Source organism: Synechococcus sp. CCY9201 (assembly GCF_034931105.1).
Lineage (GTDB): Bacteria > Cyanobacteriota > Cyanobacteriia > PCC-6307 > Cyanobiaceae > CBW1002.
In genome coordinates, this window is the sequence record NZ_JAYGIC010000033.1 from 37,669 (window position 1) to 64,079 (window position 26,411).

The 26,411-nt window shown below is 67.4% G+C and carries 36 protein-coding genes; 19 read left to right on the plus strand and 17 right to left on the minus strand.

All coding sequences use genetic code 11. The features are described from left to right. Positions 1-20 precede the first annotated feature (20 nt). Together VB716_RS03455 and VB716_RS03460 are read left to right on the plus strand one after the other, a co-directional pair. Positions 21-1,085 carry a HAMP domain-containing sensor histidine kinase gene (locus VB716_RS03455; RefSeq protein ID WP_323269732.1) on the plus strand — a complete coding sequence of 355 codons (1,065 nt, stop codon included), beginning with the start codon at positions 21-23 and terminating at the stop codon, positions 1,083-1,085. A 32-nt stretch (positions 1,086-1,117) separates the two neighbouring features. Beyond that, entirely contained in the window at positions 1,118-1,771 is a 654-nt protein-coding gene (locus VB716_RS03460) for a TMEM165/GDT1 family protein (protein WP_186696714.1), read from the plus strand. Between the two features lie 522 nt (positions 1,772-2,293). On the opposite strand, the gene VB716_RS03465 is transcribed toward VB716_RS03460, so the two are convergent. Then, positions 2,294-3,664: an Nramp family divalent metal transporter gene (locus tag VB716_RS03465; protein ID WP_323269733.1), complete on the minus strand. Its 1,371-nt coding sequence runs from the start codon at positions 3,662-3,664 to the stop codon at positions 2,294-2,296. A gap of 41 nt (positions 3,665-3,705) precedes the next feature. Beyond that, positions 3,706-4,548 carry a vitamin K epoxide reductase family protein gene (locus tag VB716_RS03470; protein WP_370561495.1) on the minus strand — a complete coding sequence of 281 codons (843 nt, stop codon included), beginning with the start codon at positions 4,546-4,548 and terminating at the stop codon, positions 3,706-3,708. Between the two features lie 205 nt (positions 4,549-4,753). Here VB716_RS03470 and cadR point away from each other — a divergent pair, with 205 nt between their 5' ends. After that, a complete protein-coding gene (cadR, locus tag VB716_RS03475) occupies positions 4,754-5,170 on the plus strand; it encodes a Cd(II)/Pb(II)-responsive transcriptional regulator (RefSeq protein ID WP_186696711.1) in 417 nt (138 codons plus the stop codon). Positions 5,171-5,186: 16 nt separating this feature from the next. Here the strand turns inward: cadR and VB716_RS03480 are convergent, their stop codons facing one another. The 3 genes from VB716_RS03480 to VB716_RS03490 form a co-directional block, all read right to left on the minus strand. Continuing rightward, on the minus strand, positions 5,187-7,394 hold the full coding sequence (locus VB716_RS03480; protein ID WP_323247013.1) for a heavy metal translocating P-type ATPase: 2,208 nt from the start codon (positions 7,392-7,394) through the stop codon (positions 5,187-5,189). 87 nt (positions 7,395-7,481) lie between these two features. Next, the gene (locus VB716_RS03485; protein ID WP_186696709.1) at positions 7,482-7,838 is read right to left on the minus strand and encodes a hypothetical protein; all 357 of its coding nucleotides are present in this window, start codon (positions 7,836-7,838) and stop codon (positions 7,482-7,484) included. A gap of 159 nt (positions 7,839-7,997) precedes the next feature. Beyond that, complete coding sequence (locus VB716_RS03490; protein ID WP_255460007.1) at positions 7,998-8,165, minus strand: multicopper oxidase domain-containing protein; 168 nt, start codon at positions 8,163-8,165, stop codon at positions 7,998-8,000. A 144-nt stretch (positions 8,166-8,309) separates the two neighbouring features. On the opposite strand from VB716_RS03490, the gene VB716_RS03495 reads away from it, so the two are divergent. From VB716_RS03495 to VB716_RS03505, 3 genes are all read left to right on the plus strand, one after another. Beyond that, positions 8,310-9,047 carry a DUF305 domain-containing protein gene (locus VB716_RS03495; protein WP_323247011.1) on the plus strand — a complete coding sequence of 246 codons (738 nt, stop codon included), beginning with the start codon at positions 8,310-8,312 and terminating at the stop codon, positions 9,045-9,047. Between the two features lie 308 nt (positions 9,048-9,355). After that, positions 9,356-9,742: a DUF411 domain-containing protein gene (locus tag VB716_RS03500; RefSeq protein WP_225875591.1), complete on the plus strand. Its 387-nt coding sequence runs from the start codon at positions 9,356-9,358 to the stop codon at positions 9,740-9,742. Positions 9,743-9,749: 7 nt separating this feature from the next. Continuing rightward, positions 9,750-11,273 (plus strand): multicopper oxidase family protein, encoded by a 1,524-nt coding sequence (locus tag VB716_RS03505; RefSeq protein ID WP_323269734.1) that lies wholly within the window; start codon positions 9,750-9,752, stop codon positions 11,271-11,273. A gap of 35 nt (positions 11,274-11,308) precedes the next feature. Here the strand turns inward: VB716_RS03505 and VB716_RS03510 are convergent, their stop codons facing one another. Then, positions 11,309-11,773 carry a cupredoxin domain-containing protein gene (locus tag VB716_RS03510; protein WP_323269735.1) on the minus strand — a complete coding sequence of 155 codons (465 nt, stop codon included), beginning with the start codon at positions 11,771-11,773 and terminating at the stop codon, positions 11,309-11,311. After that, positions 11,773-13,872 carry a copper-translocating P-type ATPase gene (locus tag VB716_RS03515; protein ID WP_416238076.1) on the minus strand — a complete coding sequence of 700 codons (2,100 nt, stop codon included), beginning with the start codon at positions 13,870-13,872 and terminating at the stop codon, positions 11,773-11,775. The genes VB716_RS03510 and VB716_RS03515 overlap by 1 nt, the downstream gene beginning before the upstream one ends. Before the next feature lie 169 nt (positions 13,873-14,041). Here VB716_RS03515 and VB716_RS03520 point away from each other — a divergent pair, with 169 nt between their 5' ends. The 6 genes from VB716_RS03520 (at position 14,042) to VB716_RS03545 (ending at position 17,469) form a co-directional block, all read left to right on the plus strand. After that, positions 14,042-14,536, plus strand: a complete 495-nt coding sequence (locus VB716_RS03520; protein ID WP_225875589.1) for a heavy metal-responsive transcriptional regulator — start codon at positions 14,042-14,044, stop codon at positions 14,534-14,536. A 108-nt stretch (positions 14,537-14,644) separates the two neighbouring features. Next, positions 14,645-15,343 carry a DUF305 domain-containing protein gene (locus VB716_RS03525; RefSeq protein ID WP_323269736.1) on the plus strand — a complete coding sequence of 233 codons (699 nt, stop codon included), beginning with the start codon at positions 14,645-14,647 and terminating at the stop codon, positions 15,341-15,343. Positions 15,344-15,351: 8 nt separating this feature from the next. Then, positions 15,352-15,744, plus strand: a complete 393-nt coding sequence (locus tag VB716_RS03530) for a DUF302 domain-containing protein (protein ID WP_186696702.1) — start codon at positions 15,352-15,354, stop codon at positions 15,742-15,744. Positions 15,745-15,888: 144 nt separating this feature from the next. After that, on the plus strand, positions 15,889-16,035 hold the full coding sequence (locus tag VB716_RS03535) for an excalibur calcium-binding domain-containing protein (RefSeq protein ID WP_323269738.1): 147 nt from the start codon (positions 15,889-15,891) through the stop codon (positions 16,033-16,035). Between the two features lie 472 nt (positions 16,036-16,507). After that, positions 16,508-17,068 (plus strand): GNAT family N-acetyltransferase, encoded by a 561-nt coding sequence (locus VB716_RS03540; protein ID WP_323246997.1) that lies wholly within the window; start codon positions 16,508-16,510, stop codon positions 17,066-17,068. Next, a complete protein-coding gene (locus VB716_RS03545; RefSeq protein ID WP_323246995.1) occupies positions 17,065-17,469 on the plus strand; it encodes a PPC domain-containing DNA-binding protein in 405 nt (134 codons plus the stop codon). The genes VB716_RS03540 and VB716_RS03545 overlap by 4 nt, the downstream gene beginning before the upstream one ends. Here the strand turns inward: VB716_RS03545 and VB716_RS03550 are convergent. From VB716_RS03550 to VB716_RS03560, 3 genes are read right to left on the minus strand one after another with little or no spacing between them, the layout of a single operon-like run. Further along, positions 17,447-17,644, minus strand: coding sequence for a hypothetical protein (locus tag VB716_RS03550; protein WP_323269740.1), 198 nt, complete (start codon positions 17,642-17,644; stop codon positions 17,447-17,449). The two genes, VB716_RS03545 and VB716_RS03550, sit on opposite strands and share 23 nt — an antisense overlap. A 25-nt stretch (positions 17,645-17,669) precedes the next feature. Further along, entirely contained in the window at positions 17,670-18,170 is a 501-nt protein-coding gene (locus VB716_RS03555; protein ID WP_323246993.1) for a hypothetical protein, read from the minus strand. Beyond that, complete coding sequence (locus tag VB716_RS03560) at positions 18,154-18,756, minus strand: hypothetical protein (RefSeq protein ID WP_323246991.1); 603 nt, start codon at positions 18,754-18,756, stop codon at positions 18,154-18,156. The genes VB716_RS03555 and VB716_RS03560 overlap by 17 nt, the downstream gene beginning before the upstream one ends. 467 nt (positions 18,757-19,223) lie before the next feature. Here VB716_RS03560 and VB716_RS03565 point away from each other — a divergent pair, with 467 nt between their 5' ends. From VB716_RS03565 to VB716_RS03575, 3 genes are all read left to right on the plus strand, one after another. After that, positions 19,224-19,436 carry a hypothetical protein gene (locus VB716_RS03565; RefSeq protein ID WP_323246989.1) on the plus strand — a complete coding sequence of 71 codons (213 nt, stop codon included), beginning with the start codon at positions 19,224-19,226 and terminating at the stop codon, positions 19,434-19,436. Positions 19,437-19,798: 362 nt separating this feature from the next. Beyond that, positions 19,799-20,125, plus strand: coding sequence for a sigma factor (locus VB716_RS03570; protein WP_323246987.1), 327 nt, complete (start codon positions 19,799-19,801; stop codon positions 20,123-20,125). Between the two features lie 126 nt (positions 20,126-20,251). Beyond that, the gene (locus VB716_RS03575; protein ID WP_323269778.1) at positions 20,252-20,431 is read left to right on the plus strand and encodes a sigma factor-like helix-turn-helix DNA-binding protein; all 180 of its coding nucleotides are present in this window, start codon (positions 20,252-20,254) and stop codon (positions 20,429-20,431) included. An 11-nt stretch (positions 20,432-20,442) separates the two neighbouring features. Here VB716_RS03575 and VB716_RS03580 read toward each other — a convergent pair whose 3' ends face one another. The 7 genes from VB716_RS03580 to VB716_RS03610 form a co-directional block, all read right to left on the minus strand. Continuing rightward, positions 20,443-20,637: a hypothetical protein gene (locus VB716_RS03580; RefSeq protein WP_323246985.1), complete on the minus strand. Its 195-nt coding sequence runs from the start codon at positions 20,635-20,637 to the stop codon at positions 20,443-20,445. A 3-nt stretch (positions 20,638-20,640) separates the two neighbouring features. Continuing rightward, positions 20,641-21,690 (minus strand): hypothetical protein, encoded by a 1,050-nt coding sequence (locus tag VB716_RS03585; RefSeq protein ID WP_323246983.1) that lies wholly within the window; start codon positions 21,688-21,690, stop codon positions 20,641-20,643. A gap of 12 nt (positions 21,691-21,702) precedes the next feature. After that, positions 21,703-22,380, minus strand: a complete 678-nt coding sequence (locus VB716_RS03590; protein WP_197169802.1) for a hypothetical protein — start codon at positions 22,378-22,380, stop codon at positions 21,703-21,705. Positions 22,381-22,418: 38 nt separating this feature from the next. After that, positions 22,419-22,661, minus strand: coding sequence for a hypothetical protein (locus VB716_RS03595; RefSeq protein ID WP_323246981.1), 243 nt, complete (start codon positions 22,659-22,661; stop codon positions 22,419-22,421). Positions 22,662-22,738: 77 nt separating this feature from the next. After that, positions 22,739-23,437: a hypothetical protein gene (locus tag VB716_RS03600; protein ID WP_323246979.1), complete on the minus strand. Its 699-nt coding sequence runs from the start codon at positions 23,435-23,437 to the stop codon at positions 22,739-22,741. 10 nt (positions 23,438-23,447) lie between these two features. Then, complete coding sequence (locus VB716_RS03605) at positions 23,448-23,882, minus strand: hypothetical protein (RefSeq protein WP_323246977.1); 435 nt, start codon at positions 23,880-23,882, stop codon at positions 23,448-23,450. 33 nt (positions 23,883-23,915) lie between these two features. Further along, positions 23,916-24,824: a major capsid protein gene (locus VB716_RS03610; protein WP_416238077.1), complete on the minus strand. Its 909-nt coding sequence runs from the start codon at positions 24,822-24,824 to the stop codon at positions 23,916-23,918. Between the two features lie 287 nt (positions 24,825-25,111). Between VB716_RS03610 and VB716_RS03615 the strand changes: the two genes are divergently transcribed. The 4 genes from VB716_RS03615 to VB716_RS03630 all read left to right on the plus strand — a co-directional run bounded on the left by VB716_RS03615 (position 25,112) and on the right by VB716_RS03630 (position 26,400). Further along, positions 25,112-25,420, plus strand: a complete 309-nt coding sequence (locus tag VB716_RS03615; protein WP_323269742.1) for a hypothetical protein — start codon at positions 25,112-25,114, stop codon at positions 25,418-25,420. After that, positions 25,417-25,752, plus strand: a complete 336-nt coding sequence (locus VB716_RS03620) for a hypothetical protein (protein ID WP_323269744.1) — start codon at positions 25,417-25,419, stop codon at positions 25,750-25,752. The genes VB716_RS03615 and VB716_RS03620 overlap by 4 nt, the downstream gene beginning before the upstream one ends. 74 nt (positions 25,753-25,826) lie before the next feature. After that, entirely contained in the window at positions 25,827-26,114 is a 288-nt protein-coding gene (locus VB716_RS03625) for a galactose oxidase (RefSeq protein WP_197169796.1), read from the plus strand. Positions 26,115-26,124: 10 nt separating this feature from the next. Next, positions 26,125-26,400, plus strand: a complete 276-nt coding sequence (locus VB716_RS03630; RefSeq protein WP_197169795.1) for a DUF1651 domain-containing protein — start codon at positions 26,125-26,127, stop codon at positions 26,398-26,400. Positions 26,401-26,411 lie beyond the last annotated feature (11 nt).

Consider the following 26,411-nt stretch of genomic DNA (forward strand, 5'->3'; position numbering starts at 1 on the left):
GTTCGATACGACATGGCCAGTTGCTCAGCGAACAGGGCTTCCTGGCCGTGCCGGCCATGCAAGAGGCACTGCCGCAGTCCACCTCCATCCCGAGCTGGCAGCGCTGGCCGGGTGGCGTCAGCCTCGTTCAGGTGGTCCAAACGGAGCCGCTGCACGCTGGGGCCGATCCCAGTGGGAACAACCTCCCCCAGGCGGCGGGCGCAACTTCGACGGAACAACGGCTTGGTTACGTGCGGGTGGCCCTCTCGGACCGTGCCGCTCTGGCCGATCTGGAACGGCTGCGCCGCGGTCTGCTGCTAGGTGGCATCGTCACCGCTCTGGCGGCTCTGTTGGCGGGCCGCCGCATGCTGCGGGCTGCCTTCCTCCCCATGCAGGAGCACCTGCGTGCCTTGCAGCGCTTCACCGCCGATGCCTCCCACGAGTTGCGCCATCCACTCACGGCCCTGCGCACCCTGCTGGCGGGGGTGCCGCTGGAACTGCGCCCACACCCCGGCCTGGCCTGGCCTGAGCTCGACCGCCTCAGCCGTCGGATGGGCGAGCTGCTGGAGGATCTGCTGACCCTGGCCCGGCTGCAGCAGAGCTGCGACGGCAGTGACGGGCGACCTCGGGACTGGCAGCGGTTCGATCTGCTGGAACTGCTGGAGGATCTCATCCGCTGCTACGCACCCCAGGCGGCCGCGCGCGCGATCCAGCTGCGGCTCAGTCCCGCGCCGGAAGAGCACAGCGTTCTGGTGGAGGGCGACAGCGAGGAACTGCTGCGCCTGTTCACCAACCTGGTGCTCAATGCCATTCGCCACAGCCCCGAGGGAGGCCGGGTGAGCCTCGACGTGACAACGACGAAACGGCAGGTGCAGGTGGCAGTACGCGATCAGGGGCCCGGCATCCCGGCGGCCCAGCGGGAGCAGGTGTTCGATCGCTTCTGGAGTGGCGCCGATCGCGGCGGCCACAGCGGGCTGGGACTGGCAATCGGCCGCGCCATCGCCCGCCGCCACGGCGGTGAGCTACGCCTCGGCGAGAGCCGGCCCGGCCTGTGTGTACTGCTGGTGGAGCTCACAACTGCCGTGGATCCGCCGCAAACCTCATGACTTCTTCATGAGCTGCGGCGCAACCTGCGGCGATGAGCACTCCTCTTCCTTCCGATCCAGCGGTGGCAGCTTTTGGGGCAAGCTTCACCGCCATCACCCTGGCCGAACTGGGTGACAAGACCTTCTTAATGGCGCTGATCCTGGCGGCGCGTCACCGCGGCCGGGATGTCTTCATCGGCGCCTTTGCAGCCCTCACGGCCGTCACCCTGATCTCGCTGGGTCTGGGCTACGGCCTGCGGGAGCTGCTGCCCGCCACGGTGGTGCCGTGGCTGGCGGCGGCGCTGTTCGTCGGTTTTGGTCTCAAGCTGCTCGTCGACGCCCAGGGCATGGAGGCGAATGAGGCGGACGAGGAGGAGCAGGAAGCCCAGCAGAGCATTGATGAGGCGGAGAGCCGGCGCCGCATCAGCACCACCTGGGCGGTGATCTGGGAGGCCTTCGTGCTGGTGTTCATCGCCGAGCTGGGCGATCGCACCCAGTTCACCACCATCTTTCTGGCCACCGCACCGGCCTTCACCTTCGCGGGCCTGCTGGAGGGCACCCTGGTCGGCCACGCCCTGGTCACTTGGCTGGCGGTGGGGGCCGGCAAGTGGATCGGAGGTCGCATCAGCGAAGAGTTGCTCTATCAGCTGAGCGGTGGCCTGTTCATCGCCTTTGGGCTGTTCGCGTTCAAACAGGCCCTGGGCTGAACGGATCAGCAGGGCCCAGGCTGAGCTGGCGGGATGCCGCCTTGGGGCGTCTCGGTGAGAAGGCGCCTGACCACCTCCCGTCAACCTCTCTCCCCCAATGGTCTTCGCCTCCCCCCGCGCCACTACATGCTGCTGTCGACGGCTGGCGCGGCCGGCTCTGAACGAACCAGAAGTCCAGCACCTCGCTGACCTGGTGGCGCTGACCAGCCATCAGAGCAGGCCCAAATGGGGAAAACACTGGCCAGCTCGATGCCCTTGCACTCTTCCTGATCTTCATGTCGCTGACCCTGCTGCTGCGCTTCCCCTGGGGCGTGTTGCCCCTGATCGGTGTCTCCGCACTCGTGGGATTGGAGCGCGGTTTGCTGCAGCTTGTGGTGGTATGAGGCTCCAGGCATCCAGCCGCTTGGTCACCGTGGTGCCTCTGGTATCAGCTCAACGACTCAGTGGCCTTGGATGCTCAGATCGTGTCCCAGTGTTTTTTGCTCGTCATGGGTCTGAGGAGAGGCTGCTTTTGTCAACGGTTCAGACGCCCCGCAACACCGCGCTCAGCATCGAGAGGTTGATCAGCACAATCACGCTGGCGCAGATCCAGCCCGCGGCCTGGAGCCAGAGCGGTGCTTTCAGATCGCCCATCAGGCCCCGGCGGCCGCAGAACCACACCAGCGGGATCACCGCGAAGGGCAACTGCAGAGACAGCACCACCTGGCTCAGCACCAGCAGATTTGTTGTGGCCCGTTCACCGAACAGGATCACTGTGGCCATCGCCGGGATCAGCGCGAGACCGCGGGTGAGCAGCCGCCGCTTCCAGTCCGGCAGACGGATCTGCAGGAACCCCTCCATCACGATCTGGCCGGCCATGGTGGCGGTGAGCGTCGAGCTCTGGCCCGCCGCCAGCAGGACCACGCCGAACAGCACGCTGGCGAGCGACGTGCCCAGCATCGGCGTCAGCAGCCGGTAGGCCTCGCTCAGATCCGTGACCGGCTGCGGTAGCCGTCCGTAGAAGCTGCCGGCGGCCAGCACCAGGATCGAGACATTGATCAGAAAGGCCAGACTGAGGGCGATCAGGGTGTCCCAGGTGCTGAAGGCGAGTGCCCTGCGCGTTGCTCCCTTCGCCGCGCTCCAGTGGCGGGTCTGCACCAGCGAGGAATGGAGATAGAGGTTGTGGGGCATCACCGTGGCACCGAGAATGCCGGCCGCCAGAAACAGCTGCTGCCCGTCCCTGAGGCTGGCGGCCTGGGGAAGGAAGCCCTGGCCCACCTGGCTCCAGTTGGGCTGCAGCAAGAACATTTCCACCGCGAAGCAACCCCCGACCAGGGCGACCAGGGCGATCACCAGGGCCTCCAGCCGCCGGATCCCGAAGCGCTGCAGCGCCAGCAGCAACAGGGTGTCGGCGGCCGTGAGGCCCACCCCCCAGGGCAATGGAAGACCGAAAAGCAGCTGCAGGGCAATGGCGCTGCCCACCAGCTCGGCCAGGTCGCAGGCAATGATCGCCACTTCGGCCAGCAACCAGAGGGGGATTCGCCAGAACCGCGGCAGCAGACGGCTGCAGGCCTGGGCCAGGTCCAGCCTTGTGGCGATGCCCAGCCGGCAGCAGAGCGACTGGAGCACCATCGCCATCAGGCTGGAGAGCCCGATCACCCAGAGCAGGCGGTAGCCGAACTGGGAGCCCGCCGCAAGATCGGTGGCCCAGTTGCCCGGATCCATGTAGCCCACGGCCACCAGGTAGCCGGGGCCCAGCACCCGCATGAAGGTGCGCAGCATGCCCAGGCCTGCAGGCACCTCCACCGTCTGGGCATTGGTGCGCGCGGCCGTGCCGAGCGGTGCATCAGGCATGAAGCGACGCCAGCGGAGTTGGAGGGTAAGGCGAGGGTGGCGGCGATCCTGCTGGGGCATGGCTGGGCTGACCCCGCCCTGGGGAAGGGATCACGGCCTGCTCAGAAGTCACGCGGACCGGTGTAGCCACTGAGATCAGCGAGGGTGTTCAGTGGCTTGACGCCCGAATCCACGACGCCCTTGATCTGCCAGCTGGGATAGCCCTGAACCCCCTGCTGCTTGCACAGCTGCGCCTGGCTGTTGGCGCCGTCTTCGGCGCATTCGATCACCTGGAGCTTGGCGGCGGCCTCCTTGCCGAAGGCCTCCTTCTGGTCATGGCAGTGGGGGCACCAGTACGCCGTGAACACCCGGGCGCCGACGCTGCTCAGATGCTCCGCCAGGGCAATCTTGGCCGGCGAACTGGCGCTGATGACAGCTGGAGCCGCCCGTCCGCTTTGAGCGACAGGTTGGTCCGCCGATGCTGCCCAGCCCAGCCCCAGCAGACCAACAAGGAGGACTGTCATCACTCCGCGAAAGATCAGTTGGCTGCGGTCGATCCAGCCACCTCCAACAAGGCTCAACAGGAACAGCGCGAGGCTGAGGGCGGCCGACACCACACAGAAGGTGCAGAAGGCCTTGATCTCGAAGACCAGGAGCCCCATCAGCACCAGGCTGAAGACGGCCATGCCGCAGCTGACGAGGAACAGAGCCCAGCGATTGCCCTCCGAGGCTGGGGCCCGCAGACCTCCTCGCAGCAACGGCATCAGGGCCAGCAGGAGCACCGTGGTGTAGGCCAGGCATCCAAACAGAGAAAGCGGCTGGCCCAGCAGCGTGCCCCAGGCGCTGCCGAGCACCTTGTCGCAGCCATCGCTGCCGCCCGGACAGGAGAGGCTGCCGATCCAACCCCAGCGCTTGGCGGTGATCGAGCCGGTGTCGATTATGCCGATCGTGGCGAGCACGGCCATGGTGAGCCGCACCCAGGGCCGGCCTGGCTCCTGGCTAGATCGACGGCTGGAGAGAGGTTTGGTTCGCGTAGCGCTGCTCACAGGGGGAGAGAACGGCTGAGATACGGCCATTGAAAAGCCTGAAGTGGCTTCAGGGTCAAGGGCCTAGCGTTGCGCCAGGGAGGCTTGTCCGCCCGACTTGCCACCTACCCAAGGGGATGAATCCATGCAGATCGGCGAGTTGGCACGGTCCACCGGGGTCAAGATCGAAACCATCCGCTATTACGAACGCGAGCACTTGCTGCCGCTGCCACAGCGCACGGATGGCAACTATCGCCTCTATTCGCCGCGGCATGTGGAGCAGTTGCGCTTCATCCGCTACTGCCGCAGCCTTGACATGAGCCTGGAGGAGGTCCGCATCCTGATCAAGGTGCTCGACACACCGTCCGGAAGCTGTCTGACGGTGAATGCCCTGCTGGACGAGAAGATCGCCGAGGTCGATGCCCGCGTGAATGAGTTGCACAAACTCCAGGATCAGCTACGGCAGCTCAGAGAGCTTTGTCAGCAACCGGATGAGGTGAAGACCTGTGGCATCCTCATGGAATTGAACCGTTCGGCTGGAATCGACAAGGCTCAGATCTGACCATTTCCGACCAGGCTCAGCCCTTGATCTTGCCAAGCGTGGGAGTGCGTAGCAGCCGCAGGCCATTGGCGATCACGATCAAGCTGGTGCCCATGTCCGCGAAGACCGCCATCCACATGGTGGCATTTCCGGCCACGGTGAGCACCAGAAACAGGGCCTTGATTCCCAACGCCAGCGCGATGTTCTGGCGCAGGATGCGAAAGGTGCGGCGAGAGAGGGCGATCGTTTCCGGTACGCGCATCAGATCGTCGTTCATGATCACCACATCGGCGGCTTCGATGGCGATGTGGGTGCCGGCTGCCCCCATCGCAAAGCCGATGTCCGCCTGGGCCAGGGCCGGGGCGTCGTTGATGCCATCGCCGGCCATGGCCGCGAATCCGTAGCGGGCCTGCAGATCGGCCACCGCCTCGAGCTTCTCCTGGGGCAGCAGGTTGCTCTTCACCTGCTCGATGCCGGCCACGGCCGCAATCGCAGAGGCGGTGGCTGCGTTGTCACCCGTGAGCATCACTGGAGTGACGCCTAGGGACCGCAGGGCCTCCATGGCCGTCGCCGAGCTGGGCCGAACGGTGTCGGCGACGGCGATCAGGGCGAGCACGCCGCTGTCATCGGCCAGCAGGCTGAGCGAATGGCCCTGGCGCTCGTGAACCTGCATCGATGCTTCCAGGTCGCTGGAGCAAAGCCCCAGCTCCTCGATCCAGCGGTGATTGGCCAGCATCAGTGGCCGCCCCGCAATCACGCCCCGCACCCCGCGCCCCGGCAGGGCCTCGAAGGCCTCCACAGCCAGCCGCTCGCCATCAAGGCCGGCGGCCACCGCCCGCGACACCGGATGGTCGGAGCGCTCCGCCAGGCTGCTGGCCAGCTGTTTCAGAGCGCCAGCGTCCGCCCCTTCTCGCCGTGAGGAGAAGGCCACCAGCTTGGGCTGGCCCAGGGTGATCGTTCCGGTCTTGTCGAGGGCCAGCACCTTGATCTTGCGGGCCTCCTCGATATAGAGGCCGCCTTTGATGATGATGCCGCGGCGGGCGGCGGTGGCCAGGCCGCTCACCACCGTGACCGGTGTAGCGATCACCAGCGCACAGGGGCAGGCGATCACCAGCAGCACCAGCGCCTTGTAGATCGCCTGAAGCGGCGTGAATCCGAGCAAGGGCGGCGCCAGCAGGGCAACGGCCAGGGCCACCACGAACACCGCCGGGGTGTAGCGGGCCGCAAAGCGATCGACGAAGCGCTGGATCGGAGCACGGGAGGCCTGCGCTTCCTCCACGGCCTGGATGATGCGCGCCAGGGTGCTGAGCGAAGCCGGCGCCGTCACCTGGATTTCCAGGGCGCCGCCCTGGTTGATCGTGCCCGCAAACACCGCATCGCCTGGGCCTTTGTCAACCGGCAGGCTTTCGCCGGTGATCGGGGCCTGGTTGATCGCACTCTCGCCGGAAAGCACCGTGCCATCAAGCGGCAGCCGTTCACCTGGGCGGACACGCACCACATCGGCGATGGCCACAGCACTGGCGGCCACGCGTTGCCAGCGGCCATCGCTCTGGCGGATCTCCGCCTCGTCGGGAGCCAGGGCCATCAGGCTGGTGATCGCCTGGCGAGCCCGCTCCACCGCCCGCGCTTCGATCGCCTCGGCCACGGCATAGAGCGCCATCACCATGGCGGCTTCCGGGAAGCGGCCGATCAGGAAGGCGCCCGTGACCGCGACGCTCATCAGCGCATTGATGTTGAGCCGGCCCTGGCGCAGGGCGGCCAGGCCTTTGCGAAACACGGAGAAGCCCGCCAGGGCGATCGCGGCGAGGGCGATCCCGATCTCCACCAGCTCATGGCCCGGGTAGGCGGGAACGACCAGATGCAGCAGCTCCGCCGTGAGCGCCAATGCCAGGGAACCCCCCAGGCGGATTCGTTCAAGGCGCCGTTCGGCGCGGGTCTGGGCGGCGGACGGCCGGTGATCGGCGCTGATCGGCTCCGGATTGAATCCCAAACGGCGGATCGCCGCAAGGGCGGAGTTGAGCGCGGCTGCATCCGCATCGATCGCCAGCACGCGCTCGGCCAGCAGGAACCTCAGGCTGCGGATGCCGTCGACACCTGAAAGGGCATGGCGGATCTCGGTTTCCTCGGTGGCGCAATCCATGGCGCTGATCCGAAACAGCGTTTCTCTGCCGCTTGCCGGCTCCGGTTCCGTGGTGGCTCCGGCCTTCTGTCCGCTGGTTCCGCTGTTGCAGCAATGTTCCGCCATGGTCCTGTCATCCAGACCCCAGCAAACAGCCTGTAGTCACTTCAGGGTCAAGGGTCTGGGTGGGTCCGTGTTTCCGCAGGTTGTTGATCAACGCAGCTGGGAGCACTCTCGATCCTGCAACAGCTGATCCAGCCCATCGGCTTGCCGGGCCAGCTCGGCTCCAGCCGCCGTGTAGAACCTGAACTGCCTGCGGTTGACGTAGAGAACCCGCTGGCTGCGTAGCAGCTGTTCTTCCGCCTTGTGGCGGCAGTCGAGCAGGGCCTGGTAGTCGATGGTCCGCTCGTTGCGGTCGTTGGCATTGGCCCCATCGGCCTGCTGGCTGAGGACCGGGCAGATCCGTTCACGGATGGTTCGAACCAGGGCGATTTCGGCCTTGATGGCCTGCTCGGCCAGGGCATTGCGTTGCTCCAGCAGGTTCCGACAGGCCTCTAATTCAGCCGCCAACGAAGGAGCTGCAAGCCAACAGGTCAGCAACAGGGTTAGGACGTGGCGCATCAATGTGATCGAGGTTGTGGCAGTTGGAAACAGTGCGACCTGCGAAATCGAGAACGCTCAGCCGAAGGCGCACCTCCCCTCTCCCGAGCGCACCAGCACCTTGTCATTTCAGTGGCGCTGGGATTCGGCGCGGCCAACACGGGTGGTCACCTGGAAGGGATTGAGGTGCAGATGGATGGGGTAATCCATGACATCGTCATTGATGATCAACCAGTCTTCCGTGCTTTCGAGGACAACACGGATTTCAATGCGATCGGGATCGAAGGACTGGCCCACCCACGCCCAGCACTTGTTGGCGCTTGAGGGGGGAGAGTCAAGTCTTGGAGGACCGGCATCGGCCGGCGCGGATTTGCTGCGCCCTTGCCCTTGACTCTCCAGACCACAGGAGACTATACGGTGAGGTGGCCTCAACCTGCCGCCATGCGCCCTTCCCGCTTCACGCCAACCTTGATCGGTCTCGCCTCTGCCCTCACCGTGGCAGTTCCTGCCCTGGCCCAGATGCCCGGTGGCATGAATCACGAAGGACACCAAGGCATGCCAGGGATGATGGACATGCCTGGGATGTCTGCCCCTGCTGGATCCGCCCCTGCCCAAGGCGCCCATGCTCATGACGTGGGCCCGGCTGGCTCCACCTACGACCTGCGCTTCATCGACGGCATGGTGCAGCACCACACGGGGGCCCTGCGCATGAGCGAGTTCGTCTTCGGGATCGGCCAACCCGGTGTTGGGGCGCTCGGAAATTCAATCTGGAGGGATCAGGCCAAAGAGATCCGGGCGATGGGGCTGTGGCGCAAGGCCTGGTATCCCCAGGCCCCCGTCTATCCAGTGACGCTGGCGAGCGGCGGCGATCCAAACAGCCTCGCCGGCCTGACCCGCATGAGCCAGTCCCAGATCGACGGCATGCGGATGATGGGCGACGGACCCACAAAGGAGAACCGGGTGGTCTGGTTCCTTGAGGGCATGATCGAGCACCACGCTGGGGCGTTGATGATGGCTCACGATGCCCGGGCCAAGAGCACCAACCCCACCATCCGGCGCTTCGCGCGGGAGGTGATCGTGGCCCAGAGGGCCGAGATCATCGAGCTGCGGCGGATGCTGGCGTTGGAGGGCTTGCGCAAACCGGAGTACTACAAATACGACAGGCTCTTTGCCCTCTGAGCCCTCCCGGCAGCCGGGCGCCCGCAAAGGAGTGGCTCTGCTTGCAGGCCACAGATTCAGTCATCCCTTGACTCTCCAGTCAAATAGAGCCTTTAAGATGAGTTCAATCCTTCACTCATCGGCTAGGAATGGACGTGCCGCAACCCGATCCAGATCATTCCACCTCTGGCGGTACGTCGCGGTCGCACCGCCGGGGGTGGCTGCTGGCCACGATCCTGGCGGGGCTCTCCGTGGTTGGCATCGGCTACTGGCTGTCGCCGTCCACCGTCCGGTCGTCAGTGGCCCTGAGTACAGCGTCGACCGACGCCTTGGCAACCAGCCGCCAGGTGACGGCCTACCGCACGGCCAGCTGCGGTTGCTGCAAGGGGTGGCTCGACCACCTGCGTGCCAACGGCTTCAGCGTGAAGGATCACGTTGTGGCCGACCTGGAAGCGGTCAAGAGCTCATTGAACGTCCCAGGAGACTTGGCGTCCTGTCACACCGCCAAGGTGGCTGGTTTTGTGATCGAGGGGCACGTCCCTGCCGAGGCGATCGATCAGCTGCTGCGGCAGCGACCGGCGGTGGTGGGAATCGCCGTGCCGGGAATGCCCCTCGGTTCGCCGGGCATGGAATCATCCCTGCGTAGCGAGTCCTACACGGTTTACTCCTTCGGTCGCGATGGCTCCCGCCGCACCTTCCTGCAGATCGAGGCCTGAGGGAGAGATGGTCTTGCATCTTGGTCGCCGTTCCTTTCTTGCCATGGTCGGTGGTGCTTCAGCCATCGCCACCGGCTCAGCCCTGCTGGGACGCACTGCCCAGCTTCGATCCCAAGCCAGCACGGGTGTACCAGCTCAGGCCCGCCTGCGCTCCAGCGGCGGACGCCTGGACCTGGAACTGGTGGCCCAGGAAACCAATGTGGCGATCCCGGGCGGCCCGTCCAGGGCCCTCACCTACAACGGCCTGCTGCCTGGGCCCCTGCTGGAGGCCGAACCCGGCGATGCAGTGCGGATCGAGCTGGTCAACCGCCTGTCTCGCCCCACCAACCTGCACTACCACGGCCTCCACATCTCTCCCGGCGGCAGTGCTGACAACGTGTTCGTGAGCGTGGCCCCCGGCGCAAGCCACAGCTACGCCTTCACCCTGCCGGCCGACCATCCTGCCGGCACTTTCTATTACCACCCCCACCGACATGGCACGGTGGCCGATCAGGTGTTCGGCGGCCTCGGAGGGGTGTTCATCGTGCGCGGTGCCCTGGATCAGATCCCCGAAGTCCGCGCCGCCGAGGAGCAGGTGCTTTTCCTCAAAGACCTTCCCGGTGAGGCGGGTTCCAGCCCGATGGGCATGGGGATGATGCTGGGGCGCGAAGGAGCGGTGCTCACCGTCAACGGCCAGGTGAACCCGGCGCTTTCGATCCCCTCAGGGGGTCTGCTGCGGTTGCGGATCGTGAACGCCTCCAATGCCCGCTTCTGGCGGTTGGCCCTCGAGGATCACCCCTTCCACCTGATCGCCACCGATGGCGGTGCCATCGAGACCCCGGTGGAGCTGCCGGAACTGCTGCTGGCCCCCGGCGAGCGGGCTGAGGTGCTGGTGCGGGGCGAGCGGACGGGCGGTCGTTACCGGCTGCTGAACCTTCCTTACGCCAGGGGTGCCGGCGGAATGATGGGCGGTATGGGCAACCGCATGGGCATGGGCATGGGCATGGGCATGGGCATGGGCAGAGGAATGGGAATGGGAATGGGCAGAGGAAGGATGGGATCAGGCTTTGAGCAGCAGGCTCCGGTGCCGATCGCCACCCTGAACTACGCGGGCTCGGTGACGCCCCTGCCGCTGCCCGAGCGCCTGCTGCCGGTGGAGCCCCTGCCGGCGCCGGTGCGCCGCCGCCGCTTCGTGCTCAACCACGGCATGGCCCCCGGCCTGGGCATGGTGTTCCTGATCAATGGCCGGGCCTTCGACCACGGCCGGATCGACACCTCCGTGCGCCTCGGTGATACCGAGGAGTGGGACCTGGTGAACGACGGCGTGATGGACCACCCCTTTCACGTGCACATCAACCCCTTCCAGGTGATCAGCCGCAACGGCACGCCGGAGCCGTGGCGCGCCTGGAGGGATGTGGTGCTGTTGCGCCCAGGTGAAAGCGTACGAATTCGCACCCGGTTCGATGATTTCGCCGGACGCACGGTGTATCACTGCCACATCCTCGATCACGAGGAGCTGGGCATGATGGGCACCCTGGAGATCAGCGCCTGAGCGCTCGCGACCAACCTGGACCGCGCCGCCCCGGGTCACTCCACCTCAAGCCTGCCCCGCACCATGTTCATGCCGCAGTGGAACGGATAGCTGCCGGCAGCCTTGGCCGGCAAGTCCACGGAGGTGGTGGCATCCAGGGGCAGATCGAGGGATTGGTGGAAATCGGGGAAGATCACCTTGGCCACGCAGCCGCTCGGATCGATCCGGTGAAAGCTGAGCCGCACCGGCTGGCCGGCCTTCACCCGGATTCGCGAGGGCGCATAGCCCCCATCCACGGTGATGGTGATCTCCTGCAGGCCGTGCTCGCCCTCGCGGGCCGCCACGCCCGTGCCATGGCGGCCGAGGAACCACCACAGCTCCCAGACGATCAGCACCAGCCCCGCGCCGGCCACCAGCAGCTTCAGCAGCAGGGGTTGCTCGATGCTGCGCCAGAGCGGGGCGGTGCTGGCGGCACTGGTGGCGGCGGCCGGCAGAAGCAACATCAACTCTGGGAGCGTCATCAGGCCGCCCTCGGCAGGGGCGCAGGCCGGAAGCGGCGCAGCCGCAGGGCATTGCTCACCACCGACACGGAGCTGAAGGCCATGGCGGCGCCGGCCAGCATCGGGCTCAGCAGCCAGCCGGTGAGGGGGAACAGCACACCGGCGGCGATCGGGATGCCGGCCACGTTGTAGGCGAAGGCGAAGAACAGGTTCTGGCGGATGTTGGCCATGGTGTGACGGCTGAGCTCGATCGCCGCCGGCACGCCGGCCAGGTTGCCGGAGATCAGGGTGACGTCGCTGGCGGCGATCGCCACATCGGTGCCGGTGCCCATGGCGAGGCCCACGTCGGCCTGGGCCAGGGCGGGGGCGTCGTTGATGCCGTCACCCACCATCGCCACCGGGCCCTCCCCCTGCGCCTGCAGCCGTTGCACCACCGAGGCCTTGTCGGCGGGACGCACCTCGGCCACCACCCGCTCGATCCCCACCTGGGCGGCCACCACCTCGGCGGTGCGGCGGGCGTCACCGCTGAGCATCACCACCTGCAGACCCAGCCGCCGCAGGGCCGCCACCGCTGCCGTGGCACTGGGTTTGAGCGGATCGGCCACCCCGAAGCAGGCCTCGATCCGCCCGTCCACCACCACGGCGGCCACACTGCAGGCGAGGGCCTCCAGGCGCTCCACCAGGGGCTGAAGGGCCGTGGTGTCGATGCCGAGCTCGGGGAACCAGCGGGGGGTGCCGACCCACACCTGCTGGCCATCGACGACCCCCTGCACGCCGCGACCCGCCACGGCCTCGAAGTCCGTCACCGCCGGCAGGTCCCCCGGCTGTAGCTGGCCTGTGGCATAGGCCACGATCGCCTCGGCCAGGGGATGCTCCGAGCGGGATTCCAGTGCGGCCGTCAGGGCCAGCAGGCTGTCAGCCGGCAGCGCGCCACCGGAGAGCCGCTCGAACTGGGTCACCTCCGGCTGGCCGCGGGTGAGGGTGCCGGTCTTGTCGAGCACGATGGTGCGCAGCGTGCCGGCGGTTTCGAGCGCCTCGGCGCTGCGGAAGATCAGGCCGTTCTCCGCCCCCTTGCCGGAGGCCACCATGATCGAGGTGGGGGTGGCCAGGCCCAGGGCGCAGGGACAGGCGATCACCAGCACGCTCACCAGAAACAGCATCGCCAGCACCGCATTGCCGCTCACCAGGAACCAGACCACGAAGGCGGCGATGGCCAGGGCGATCACCACCGGCGCGAACCAGCTCACCACCTGATCAGCCACCCGCTGCACCCGGGTGCGGGAGCTCTGGGCCTGGCGCACCAGCTCCACGATCTGGGCCAGCACCGTGTCGCCTCCCACCCGGCTGACCCGGAAGGTGAAGCTGCCGCTGCGGTTCATCGAGGCGCCGATCACCGCATCGCCCGCCGCCTTGGCCACAGGTGTGGGCTCCCCTGTGAGCATCGATTCCTCCACCCAGGAGCTGCCCTCACTCACCACCCCATCGGTGGGCAGCTTCTCGCCCGGGCGCACCTGCACCAGATCGTCCACCACCAGCTGGGACACGGGGATCTGCACCGGCTGGCCGTTGCGCAGCACCCGGGCGGTGGGGGGCTGGAGCTGCAGCAGACGCCGGATGGCCTCGGAGGTCTGCCCCCGGGCGCGGGCCTCCAGCAGGTTGCCCAGCAGCACCATGGTGAGGATCACGGCGGCGACTTCGTAATAGACGTCTGCCGGCAGGCCCTCGGCGATCAGCAGCTGGGGAAAGACGGTGCTGAACAGCGAGGTGAGCCAGGCGATGCCGGTGCCGGCCGCCACCAGGGTGTTCATGTCGGCGCCATGCTGCCGAAAGGCCGAGGCGGCGCCGCTGAAGAAGCCCCGGCCGCACCAGAACAGCACCGGCGTGGTGAGGATCAGCTGGGTCCAGGGGCTGGTGAACCAGCTCGGCAGGAAGGGCAGGCTGTGGACCCCGAGCATGTGGGGCAGGCTGGAGAGCATCACCAGCACGGTGAGCACGACCGCCACACTCACCTTGCGGCGCAGCTGGGTGAGTTCCCGGGCCAGCTCCCGCTCCATGCCATCGGCCGCACCGCCTGGATCCTCGGCATGGCAGCAGGGAGGGTTGGCGGACGGAGTGCTCATTGGGGGACCTGGAGGCAGCGCCGGGGCGCTGCGGGTGACGATCCCTTCAACCTATGGCGTTCAGTTGACTGGAGAGTCAAGGCCCTGGTGGATTCAAACGGCCTGCCGGGAGAACGACGGCGGACAGAGATGGTTAGAGTCTCCCCAGTAATGGAGAGTGTGTTTGCCCATGGCCGCCGTCACTCCCGCTCCCGCACCTGCACCCGCCGCCTCCCGCTCCGCCGCCACACCACGGGCCGGCCGCCCTCCAGGGGCGGCGCCAGTGCCTGTCGGCATGAAGATCGGCGCCCTGGCCAGCCGCAGTGGCCTGCCCGTGAAAACGCTCCGCTACTACGAAGAGCTCGGCCTGCTGCCGGCGGTGGGCCGCAGCGAAGGCGGTTACCGCCTGTTCGGTGAGGAGAGCCTGCGGCGCCTGGACTTCATCCGGCGGCTCAAGAGCCTCGGACTGACTCTTGATGACATTCAGGAGTGCCTGGCGGTGCACGATGCCGGTGAGCTCCCCTGCGGCGACATCCAGCGGCAGCTCCAACGGCAGATCGATCTGGTGGACGAACGGCTGCGGGAGCTGCGTCTGTTCAGGAGGGAACTGCAAAGCCTGCTGCAGAACTGGCAGAGCGATCCAGCGCCGAACATGGCCGTGATCTGCCCGAATCTCAACGTCTGATCAGCCCCCGGCCAGCGGAGGTCGCATGAACATTTGGCTGGATTGTCAATCCACTCGCAAGCCCGTGGCCACCTTGGAGATGGACAGTTCGCGAGCGGCGTCGAAAGGATGGCCAACATCGAACCACGCCGAAGAGTCTTCGGACGGCCAGCCCTGCTGCTGGCCACGGGAGGCATCATCGCGGTCTCCCTTTGGGCTGGCACCCGGTGCCTGTCCCAGGGTATGGGCGGTGCCGGCATGCCCGGGTATCGAGGAGGCGTGGGTGGCCCGGGCCAGATGGGGATGGGCTATTCGGATCAGCAGTTCGTCGTGATGATGATCCCCCACCACGACGGGGCGATCGCCATGGCCGATCTCGCCCTCACCCGCGCCCAGCGGCCCGAGATCAAGGCCCTGGCGAAGAGCATCAAGGCCAGTCAGACCCGCGAGAACGCCCAGATGCGTGCCTGGTACGAGCAGTGGTACGGCAAAGATGTGCCCAGTTGGGGACCGGGCACAGGCTGGGGTTGGCAGAACGGCATGGGCATGGGTGGAGGAATGGGCATGGGCGGGGGCATGGGCATGGGCATGGGACAGATGGGTGGTGGCACGAACCTCTCTGCCCTGAGCGCAGCCCCTGACTTCGACCGTGCCTTCATTGAGCAGATGATTCCCCACCACCAGATGGGCGTGATGATGGCCTCGATGGCCCAGACCAATTCGCAGCACCCGGAGCTTCGTCAGTTGCAGCAGGCCATGGTGCGGGTGCAGAGCGATGAAATCCAGCAGATGTCCCAGTGGTATCGCAGTTGGTACGGCACACGCTGAGGCCACCGATGGATCAGTTCTTCATCATCGACACGCCGAAATCCTTCGAGGAGGCCAGCGCCGCCCTACAGAAGGCGGTGGCGCAGCATGGCTTCGGCGTGCTGGCCGTGCATGATCTGGGCCACACCCTGCGCAGTAAAGGTCAGCCGTTCCTGGAGCAGTGCCGCATCTTCGAGGTGTGCAACCCCCAGCAGGCCGCCGCATTGCTCAGCACCACAATGGCGCTCAACATGGCGCTGCCCTGCCGGATCTCCGTCTACACCGAAACTGGCCAGACCCGCATCGGCATGATCCGGCCCGAGGCGATGCTCGCCAGCCTCTCGGCCGATCCCGCCCTGAAGGAGGTGGCCCGCGCGGTGGAGGCCTCCACCACGGCGATCATCGAGGACGCTGCGGCTTAGCGCTAGCGGCAGTATCTGAGCGGCTGCGATGCTAAGGAGGTTCTGTGCGCCGAGTTTCGCGCCAGCCGGCTGCGCTACGGGGTCTGGCAGGTGCCGGGTGGGATCACCCAGACCTGAGATTTCCGGCGATGCCGCAGCACAACGGTGATCCCCGATGGCACAACCCCTGGCGGCCGCCGCTACAGCTGCAAGGAGATCGGCTCCTATGCCCGTGCTCAGGAGCTGCTGTGCCAGGGGCACACCTATCTCGATGGCAACGGCGATGGACAAGCCTGTGAAGCGTTGCGCTGACAGGGTTTCTGGCGGTACGGGAACAGGCACTCCAAAGGGCCACTACCACCTGAAAAACGACGTACCTTGAACTTGAGGGGAGGCCCGGGAGCCAACCCGACCCTCGCCCTCCAACAGAGTCCGGCCAGGGAACACCCGAGCCGGTGCGCTCAGCGGAGGTGCGCCAACGATGCGACACACACAAGGTGAACTCGGTGACGCGGCGCGAGCGTCATCCCGTAACCGCAGAGAGCGATACGCCAGTTCTGTTTCCCGCGTTCTTAAATCTCGGGCTGCATAACCCGAGCCGGGATCACAACCGAGAAGGTCAAGCCCCGAGCATCTCTTCTCCCAGACGTGATCTCCAGTCCTTTCCTGTCAGGCCCCAGACAGACAACGCGTGAACCACAGACACCCGACCCGATCGAGTCCCAGATGCCAAGGCTCAGATCCGCGACCGGTGCTAAGGCGCCCCCCACGGGGCGCCTTCCTGTTGGCGAGACAATCACATGGTCACACCTGCGCTGCTCTGACCTCCTCCCGATCGCCCCTGCAGATCCGCCCCTATGAGGCGGCCGACTGGCCGGGGGTGTGGGCGCTGCTGGAGCCGGTGTTCCGCGCCGGCGAAACCTTCCCGCACGACCCGGCGATCTGCGAAGCCGAGGCCCGGGTGGCCTGGGTGGAGCAGAGCCACGCGGTGATGGTGGCCGTGGATGCGACCGGTGCCCTTGTGGGCACGTACTACCTCAGGCCCAACTCCCTGGCTCTCGGTGCCCATGTGGCCAACGCGGGCTATGTGGTGGCCGAGCAGTGCCGGCGCCAGGGTGTCGGCAGCCGCCTCTGTCAGCACTCCCTGCAGGCGGCGCGGCGGCTGGGGTTCCGGGCGATGCAGTACAACCTGGTGGTGAGCACCAACAGCGCCGGCATCGGTTGCTGGCAGCGCAACGGCTTTCAGCTGGTGGGAACCCTGCCGGGGGCGTTCCGCCACGAGCAGTTGGGTTACGTCGATGCCTTGGTGATGGTCCAGGGGCTTGTGGAGGGGCCGCCCCCATGAAGGTGGTGCCGTTGCGCCTGCAGCCGGGCGCTGACCTGCGCCGGGCACTGCAGACCTGGATGGCCGAACAAGACGCACAGGCCGGCTGCGTGATCAGCTCCGTGGGCAGCCTGACGGTGGTGCAGCTGAGGTTGGCGGGAGCTGCCGAGGCCACGGTGATCCGCGGCGACCTGGAGATCCTCAGCCTGGCCGGGACGCTTTCGCCCGATGGCGCCCATCTGCACATCGCTGTTGCCGACAGCAGCGGCGCCGTGATCGGCGGTCACCTCTGCGCCGGCTCGCTGGTGCGCACCACCGCCGAGCTGCTGCTGGGCCTGCTGCCGGACTGGCAGTTCAGCCGGGAGCTCGACCCGGCCACCGGCTACTCCGAGCTGCGGATCAGTCCTCGGGCTCCGAGCTGAGGGGCGGCAGCCGTCGCTCCACCTGCAGGAACACCAACCAGGCCACACCGGCGCTGATGCCGCCGGTCCAGTCGTTGCGCAGCAGCTCCACAATCGACACCGTGCTGGCGCCGATGCGCAGGCCGCGCAGCAGGATGCGGCCCAGCTTCTCCAGCGTCTCCCGGTTCACCGCCATGGGCTGGCGCCAGCACAGAAGTAATTCAGGTTGACGGAAGGGCTGCAGGTGTCGTCACTTGGGCGATCGCTGCAGGGGGGACCCCCACCTGCTGGGCGATCAGCACCACCAGCTGCTCCACCCGATCGAGGCGCTGCTCCAGGAGCTGCAGCTCGGCGGCGCCAGCCTTGGCCATGGCCTTGCCGCCAGATGCCCCACCCTTGCTGCCCTTGGTGGCCTTGACGGGTAGGGCGCTCCGCAGGGGCGGCCCATCCGGGTGGCTGAGCAGGGCATCCACCTGTTTCGGCACCGGGCCCTTGCTGAGGCCCTTGATGCCGCGCGCCTTGCAGAGTGTCCAGAGTGCAGCGATCGACAGGCCCTCCAGTTCTTCTCGACTGGCAGGGGCGTCACCGTCCAGCAGCGCTGCGGGCGAGTTGCTGGCTGGTTTGGTGTCGCCCAGCTCCTCGTGCAACCCGCGGTAGAGCCTGGCGTCGGATTGGGCCAGGTCCCGCAACGTGGCCCGCAGGGTGTCAGTGAGTTGTCCCATCGGCCTTGACCTCCTGGGCCTGCTGGGCTGCTGGGCTGTCCACGAGCTCCACCTTGGCGGGAGAAGACGGTTCCGTCTGGTTCACGGGGCCGCCGTGGCCGTTCCCACCCAGGGGGAGCGGCGGCAGATTCTTGGTCTTCTCGATGAACTCCTGACGCTTCTGATCCAGCTGTACCACCCGCTCCTTGGTGTGGGTCCAGCGGTTGATGAAGCGGATCACGGCCTGCACGAGGCCACCAAGGAAAGAACCGCCTTGATAGGTCTTGCGGCCGAGCTTGTAGCGGCCGAATTCATTCACCAGATCGTCGCCAGCGTCTTCAATGTCACCGGCCAGGGCGGTGACGATTTCCAGCATTTCGTACACGTCCTTGCGGACTGATGCTTCCCGTGCGGCAAGATCCAGCAGGCGCTGCTTGAGCTGTGCCGTTTCATCTCGTGCCTTGTTGGCCAAGCTGCGGTGCTGGCCGCGGCTGCGAATCGAGCTCTTGTAGCAGTTGCGTAGCTCGAGGTAGGTGCTGTTCAGATCCTCCCGACTCAAGGGCTCGGGGTCAGGCGGAAAATCCGAGGTGGGGGGTAGAAAAACCATGCGGCTGGCCATTCAGGGTCAATTCTGCCTCGTGCCGCACCCTGCCCCAGGCCACATCGAGTCAGAGAACAATCCAGAAGTTGCATACGCCTGCGGCGATGCCCTGCAGCACTGGGGTTATGGCGCTGCCGCCGGGAGCTGCGACTGCCAGCGGAGGTTCACAGACCCTCACAGCAACAACGCCAGCCCATACCGAATCCGCCTTGGTCCAGCCCGGTCGTGGCCCAGTGCACCTGGCGGCCGCTGCCGATAGGCGCATACTCCACCAGCCAGTTCCTCCTGTAGAGCTGAACCTCCGGGCAGCGAAACGGGAAGGCGTCCCTGTGGTCTGGCGATCACGCCACCCGGCCTGCCCCGGCTTGCGCACCGCGCAAGGGCTGAAGCGAGTCGCTGCGCTGCGCTCCGCGCCCCTTGCGCGGCGCAGGCGGCGCCGGGGCTTGACGGCGGTGTCGTTCGCCAGCCCAGCCATGGCCGCCACTCCCCTCAGCCGCTCCTGCCCGATCCGCATCATCTCGGTGCATCTCCTTGATGCCGCCGGTCAGCTGCTGCGTGTGCTCTTCCTCGATCGCGAGGGCCACATCACCTCCGAGCCGCACTACGTGCCCCGGGAAGAGGCCCTGATCCTGGCTGCCAATCAGCAGCGGGCGCTCGGTCCCCAGGCCGAGGTGCGGGTGCTCTGAGCCCCCGTGGCCGGAGGCACTCCGCCTCCGGCTTTCGGGTGTCGCCACATCGCCCGTGGGCTTGGGCTTCCTGGAGCGATGGATCAAATCTCTCCCAAGCCAGCGGGTGAAAGCAGCAGGTCCCAGCCCGAAGCGGCTCACAGCAACGTCCTGACGGGTCGATCTGGCGGTCTCTCAGCTGGGGCCCTGCAGCACCGGCAGTAGGGGAGGGGATTGGCCACTGGGCCGGCGCACACCCACCGCATCCCTCGTCCAGTCCTCACGTCGCGTCAAGGATCGGGCCAGGCGCCCTCCGCTGTCGGGCGTCCTTGTCACGGCGCTGCGGCCGGCCGGTGGGGGTGGGATTCTCCGCCGTCCTGCCGATGGCTTCCCCCGCTTCCTCCCTCCGCCGCCGCCAGGAGCAGTCCCCGGCTCTCAGCCGTTCTGCCCTGCGGGCCCGCGATGCCCTGGTGCTGGAGCACCTGTCGCTCGCCGATGCCCTGGCTTCCGCCACCGCCCGGCGCCTGTTCCCGTTGGTGGAGCGGGAGGATCTGATCCAGGTGGCACGGGAGGCCCTGGTGCGCTCCGCTCCCCGCTGCAGGGCAGGTGAGCCCGCTGGGCCCTATCTGCGCCGCTGCATCGCCGGGGCCCTGCAGCACCACCTGCGTGATCGCGTCCGCCTGGTGCGGGTCTCACGCCGCGAGCATTAGAAAGGCACCTGCCCGCTCGGCCACACCAGCCTCGATGCCCCCGTCGCTGGTGAGCACTCCCTGCTTGAGCAGCTGGCGGCTCCTGCCGCTGAGCCGGCGCTGGAGTCCTCCCTCGCCGGGCCGGCCCTGGAGCAGCTCGTCGAGCAGCTGCCTGCCGCCCAGGCCACAGCGCTCCGGCTCACGGTCCTGGAGAGCCTGTCGCTGCGGGCTGCGGCTGAGCGGTTGGAGATCAGCGCCATGTCGGTGCAGCGGGCTCAGAAGAAGGCCATTGCTGCCCTGCGCCAGCAGCTGGTGGGGGCGGGCTGAGGCCCCTTCCCTCAGCTCTGCTCAAACACCAGCGTGGAGAGCGGCCACCAGCCACTGCCGCCCTCGTCGTAGGTCAGCTCCACCATCGGATCGGTGTCGCTGCTGTCTGCCGCCAGGTTGAGCACTGTGGCCCCGGTCTCTGGGCTGATCAGGTTGCGCCAGCAGCGCGAGCCAATCTCCGGCAGGGGTGTCGTGGTGTCAGGCATGGGTCAGGGGCTCACCATCACCCGGTTGCCAGCACCGCTGTTGCTCACTGCCGCAAACTGCCTGTGCTGGGGCGACCAGCAGAGCGAGCGCCACCCCAGATCGGCGGGGGAGCTGCGCACCGTCCAGTTCAGGCCATCGGCGCTGGTCATGATCCGGTTGCCGGTGCCGCTGCTGCTGACCGCCACCAACAGCTCCCGCTCCGGCGCCCAGCAGAGGGCGGTCCAGGCGTTGTCGGCCGCCGAGGTCCTGCTCGTCCAGGTGATGCCATCGGCTGAGGTCATCACCCGGTTGCCACGGCCGCTGCTGCTCACCGCCACCAGTAGACCCAGCTCAGCCGCCCAGCAGAGCGCCGTCCAGCTGTTGGCTGCGGCGGCTGTGCGCAGCGTCCAGTTGCGGCCATCGCTTGAGGTCATCACCCGCTGGTTGCTGCCGGTGCTGCTCACCGCCACCAACAACCCCAGTTGAGGCGCCCAGCAGATGGAGCGCCATTCCTGATCCGCGGCAGCAGGGCCGGCCGTCCAGGTGAGGCCATTGGAGCTGATCATCACGCGGTTGCCCGTGCCGCTGCTGGCCACGGCCACCAGCAGGCCTAGCTCGGGCGCCCAGCAGATCGAGGTCCAGTTGTTGTCGGCCGGCGTCTGGCGCAGGTTCCAGCTGCGGCCATCCTGAGAGGTCATCACCCGCTGGCCCGTGCCGCTGTCGCTGACGGCGACAAACAGCCCCAGCGCAGCGGCCCAGCAGAGCGCCACCCAGTTCTGATCAGCGGCCGCCGGTTGGGGGCTCCAGCGAATGCCATCGCTGGAGGTCATCACCCGATTGCCGCTACCGCTGTTGGCCACGCAGACGTAGAGCTGCAACTCCGGCGACCAGCAGATCGCCTGCCAGCTGTTGTCCGCCGCCGAGCGCACGGTCGACCAGAGCACGCCGCTGATGCCCAGCACCGGTATCGGGCCAGCCAGCTCTGCCAGCGCCGCTGCCGGCAGCTGGTAGGTGCCGGCCTGGGGCCCAGCGGGACGGGTGATCGCCAGCAGGTCGCCTGGTTGGAGGGTCATCTGCTGCGGCGCTCAGGGCAGAGCCGGCAGGGTGCTCAGGTCCAGCGGCATGTAGTCCCCGGCCGGCTGGGCAGTGGCCATCGCCGCCTGCAGCTGGGCCGCATCCACCACCCGCCCGGGCGTGCCGTCTGCCAGCGCCAATGGGTCGGCCAGCTGCACTACCCCCGACGCCTCGGCCGTGGCCAGGACCACGCTGAGCAGCGGTTGGGCGGGATCGCTCTCATCGACGGCCAGCGGAACGGCCACCTGGATGCGGATCACCCCGGCGCCATCGGGCCCCAGGGCGGCGTTGGCGCTCCAGCTCGTGCCGTCAAACAGCAACAGATCCCCCTGGGCGATCTCCGCTCCGGCGATGCCGCTCCAGCTCGCCAGGGCAGGGCCGGCGCTGCTGGCCAGGTACACATCTCCGGCCACAGCCCCAGCCGGGGCCTCGGTGGTGGTGGGGTCGATCGCGCCCCTGTAGGTGAGCGCGCCGGGGATGGCGGCATGGAGGGTGCCGTCGGCATCCACCGAGAGGTTGGTACCGGGCCTGATCGCCCCGATCGCCGCCGCGGTGGCCGGGCTGAGCATGAACGCCTTGACCTCATCAGCAGTGGCCCGGTAGGGCGTGCTGCCGCGCTGCACCAGCAGCAGATCGGTCGGCTGGGGCAGGGAACGGCCGGCGGTGCGGCTCTCGGTGGTGGTGGCCATGGTGATCCGTGCAGAAGGGGAAGGCGGTTGAGGAAAGATCAAGGAGGTAGGGGGCTGAGCAGGCGCAGGTCCAGCGCGATCACCACCACCCCATCGCCGGCAGTGGCACTGATGAGCGGCGCCAGGGCCTGCACGGCACTGACACCCCCGGACGGCGGTGGTTCAGGGGTGCCGCCGTCCTGCAGCTGGGCCTGGCCCAGGAAGATCACCCCCTGCGGCCGGCTGCTGCTGCGGCACTGGGCCGTCAGCTCGGCCAGCACAGCCGGATTGGGAGTGGCCATTGGCGCCAGGGCAGTGCTGCTCAGCTGTTGCCAGCCCCCAGCCAGGGATCCGCTGGCCGGGGCAGCGCTGGCTGGGATCAGAGCAGGGCATCCCCCAGCTCCAGGGCCGCGAGATCGGCAGGATCGCTGCTGGCAACACCAGTGCCCTCGCTGGTGGCCGTGCTGCTGCCGCTGGCCTGGGCTTCCAGCGCCGTGGCCTGCTCCACGAGTTCAGCCTTGGTCTGGCTGCCATCGAGCTCCACGCCGTAGACGGTGGAGCAGAACTCCACGATCTGGGCCTTGGTCATGGCCTGGAAGTCGGTGGGCTGTGAGGCCAGCAGGGCCTCGCCAGCCGCGCTGCTGGTGTCCGTCGGCTCACCGGTGGGCGTGGACTCATCTACTGGCGAGGCAGGCTCCGTCGCGTCCGGCGGCTCAGGCTCGAGGTCCAGCAGATCCACGGGCTCTGGCTCCATCTCCGGCGGCTCCTGCTCGGGTGGGGCCTGTTCTTCGCCACCACCGGAAGGGCTGAGCAACTGCCAGCCCAGGGCCTGCCAGCCGGCCAGGTGCACCGGCCAGATCGAGCGAGTCGCACCGTCCTTGCCGATCAGCAGCTGGCTGGGCGGCAGCAGCGAGGCATCGCCTACACCCGGATCCGGTGTGACGTTGAGCCGCTGCTCCGGGCCCGAGAGGCGAACAGGCGTGGAGGCGGGGTTGTTGCTGTCGAGAGGCTGCAGCAGCTCCAGCGGCAGGGCCTCGGCTCCGGCCGCCACATTGAGGGTGTCGAGTGGGTTGCCCATGGCGCTCACCTCACAGCCCCTGGTTGGCGGTGAGCGCCACGGTCATCCCGGCAGGAGTGCCAGGCGAAACCGTCGCCCGCGCCAATCGCAGGCAGGGCGGGGTGATCAGCGCGCTGTCGGCCGGGTTGATCAGCAGGGCGGCGCCGCTGATGATCGCCTCCACCTTGCCGCCAGCGGCGGGGATGGCGACGGCCGCGGCGGTGATCCAGCTGCCGGCGTTGCCATCGGCCAGCAGCGGCGCCAGCTCCAGGGTCACGGTCACGGCCTCGCTGTGGCCGGGGTGGGAGGCCACCAACACAAAGGACGCGGAGGCATCGAGATCGGTGCCGAGGTTCACCACATCACCGCTGCTGCGGGTGTGCTCATAGCAGTCGGTGGCGGAGTGGTTGATCCAGCCGACGAGCACCGTCTGGGCGTCGAGCAGCCGGGTGGCGTGAGAGGTCATGGAAGGGTCTCCGGTAGGGATGGGATGAAGGGTTCAGGGCAGCACCAGCGGCATGGGCGCCACGTTGAACAGGCGCGCGGCGGCCTTGCGGTTGCACACGGCAAAGCCCACGTACCAATCCACCCGCGTGCGGAACACCGGCGCGTCATGCACCTCCCCGAAGTCGCGCACCGAGATGCCGTAGCGCCCCTCGAACGGGCCCTGCAGGCCGCAGACCGCCGCATCACCCAGCACGCAGCAGTAGATGGAGGTGGTGCCAGCGGGTTCGTCGTAGCCGAGCACCGCGTTGCCCTCGGCGTCCTCCTCCACCAGCAGGATCTCGATCCCCTCGAAATAGTGGCGGCCGTCGATCACTTCATAGAGGTCGCCGCCGGCCTGGCGGGAGGCGGTGCTGATCTGGCGGCGGGCGGCCTTGCTGGCGATCAGCACCTTGTCGCCGCCGTAGCCGATCACGCTGTCGCTCAGCGCCTCCAGCGCCAGCAGGTTGAGCGTGCTGCCGCCGTTGTCGATCGTCTGGTCCTCGCCAGGCGCCAGGCGCTTGCTCAGCCCGTTGAACGCCCGCGGATCGAAGGTGTCATCGCCGTTGATGATTGCGGCTTCCAGGGTCAGCCGCATCGAGCGCACCTTCATCTCGGTCTGGGCTGCTCTGGCCTCAGGACCCTGCAGGTCCACGATCGAGCGGTCCACATCCAGGTCGCCGCCGAACAGGTGCACGAACTCCGAATCGGAGTTGATCACCCCGTAGCTCTGGCGGTAGCCCTCGTTGACGGCCCGGAAACCGACGCGGGGCAGCTTGGTCTCTGCCGGGAAGCTCAATGAGCCACCAACAAGGTTGCGGAAGGGAAGGCGGCGCAGTAGCTCCCCTTCCGCGAAGGTCTTGAGCACCGCCAGCTGTTCAGCGCGGCGGGCGTATTTCTGCGCTTCGATCAAGGTCAGGCCCAAGGGCACGCTCCAGGGGCCTGGCCCCAGTGACAACAGCTCCTGTTGCCAGGTCCTGCAGGCCATCCGGTTCTGCGCCGCTCTGCGGAGGGGTGTCTGTTGATCACGCCACATCGGCCCGTCCCCTCGGCGAGCACCGCATCGAGAACAGTGCGCGTCACGGTCCACCGCCTCCATCCTGCGGGTAGTGCAAGCGGTGGATGGTGGTACTGATGCGTGAGCGGCTGCGGTGCCTACCTTCCGCGCTTGGCCGGTGCCACCGTGCCAGGTCGGCTTGGGGGATCGCCGCGATGGCGGCCCTGCTGATCGGCGGAGCCCCCAGCCGCGCCGAACCCTGGAAGAACTGCGCCTACAACGACCGGCCGATCCCCTGCCGCGACAGCCACAGCAGCGACGGCACCGTGCGGATCGTCTGGAAGGACGGCAAGGCGATGACCTACCGGCTGATTCAGGAAGGCTTCCCCCTCTCCACCCTGCGGGACAGTCTGGGCGGGCTGTGGGTGCGGGAGATCTACGTGCAGGGCAATGCCGTCTTCACCAACAAGGCCAACGGCAATCGGATCTTTGTGCCGTTGCGCCCAGAGATCAGCCGGCCATGAGCGACCTCGACGCGTTCCTCCGTTGGAACTCCGGCCATTTGCTGGAGAACCGCACCCGAGGTGCCTATGCCGAGTGGCTGGTCCACCGGGCCTTGGGCCTCGATCCCGGAGAGCACCGGGTTGCCAGCGCCTACGTCTTCTGCCTGCTGGCAGAGCAGGACCCCGAACTGGTGGATCCCCAGGACCTCAGCCAGTGGCGGTTTTGGGTGGTCCCCACGGGAAAGCTGCATGGAGGACGGAAATCGATCGGACTGCAACCGCTGATCCGGGCCTATGGCCCAGGCATCAGCTACGAGGAGCTGCCGGACTCCATCGAGGCCCTGCGCGCTTGAAGCCTGCGGCCGTCCAGAGCCGCCGCCAACCCAGACCTTTCGTGCTAGTACAGGCGTACGCATCGAGTGGTTGCATGGGAGTGGCTGCGAGTCGGGGGGCTTCTCCGCTGGAACAACGGCTTGATGCACCGATCGAGGAGTGGCCCTACCTGGGACAGGAGGTGCTGGTGCCAGCCCGCAGCCGCAAGGTCTGCATGACCTGCCACTGGTTCAGGCATCACGCCGGAGCGAACTGCATCCCACTGCTCACCTGCCAGCTGCACCAGGGCCTGATCGCCCAGGGCGAGCACCTCACCAACCGCTGCCAGGGCTGGACCGACGACATGGTGCGCCAGACGGGCTGGGCACCGGAGGTGGCCTGAGCAGAGCTCAATGAACGTCGTCGACCGGCCCGGTCGCCCGCCGCTTTCGCCCCGGGAGGGCTGGATCAGCGACGGTCGCAACGTGCTCCACTTCAAGCCGCTCCGCTACGACCGCTGGAGCCAGTCGCTGGAGGTGACGCTGGGAGAGGTGATGCCTGCCGGGGAGCCGGCGCTGCTCAAGCGCCGCAAGGAGCTCACCCGCGGGGAAGCGATCAAGCTTTGGACCCAAAAGCTGCAGGCCGGCTGGAAGGTTTGTGCGCCGCAGTGGGAGCCACCGAGGAACTGAGCGCCGACGGG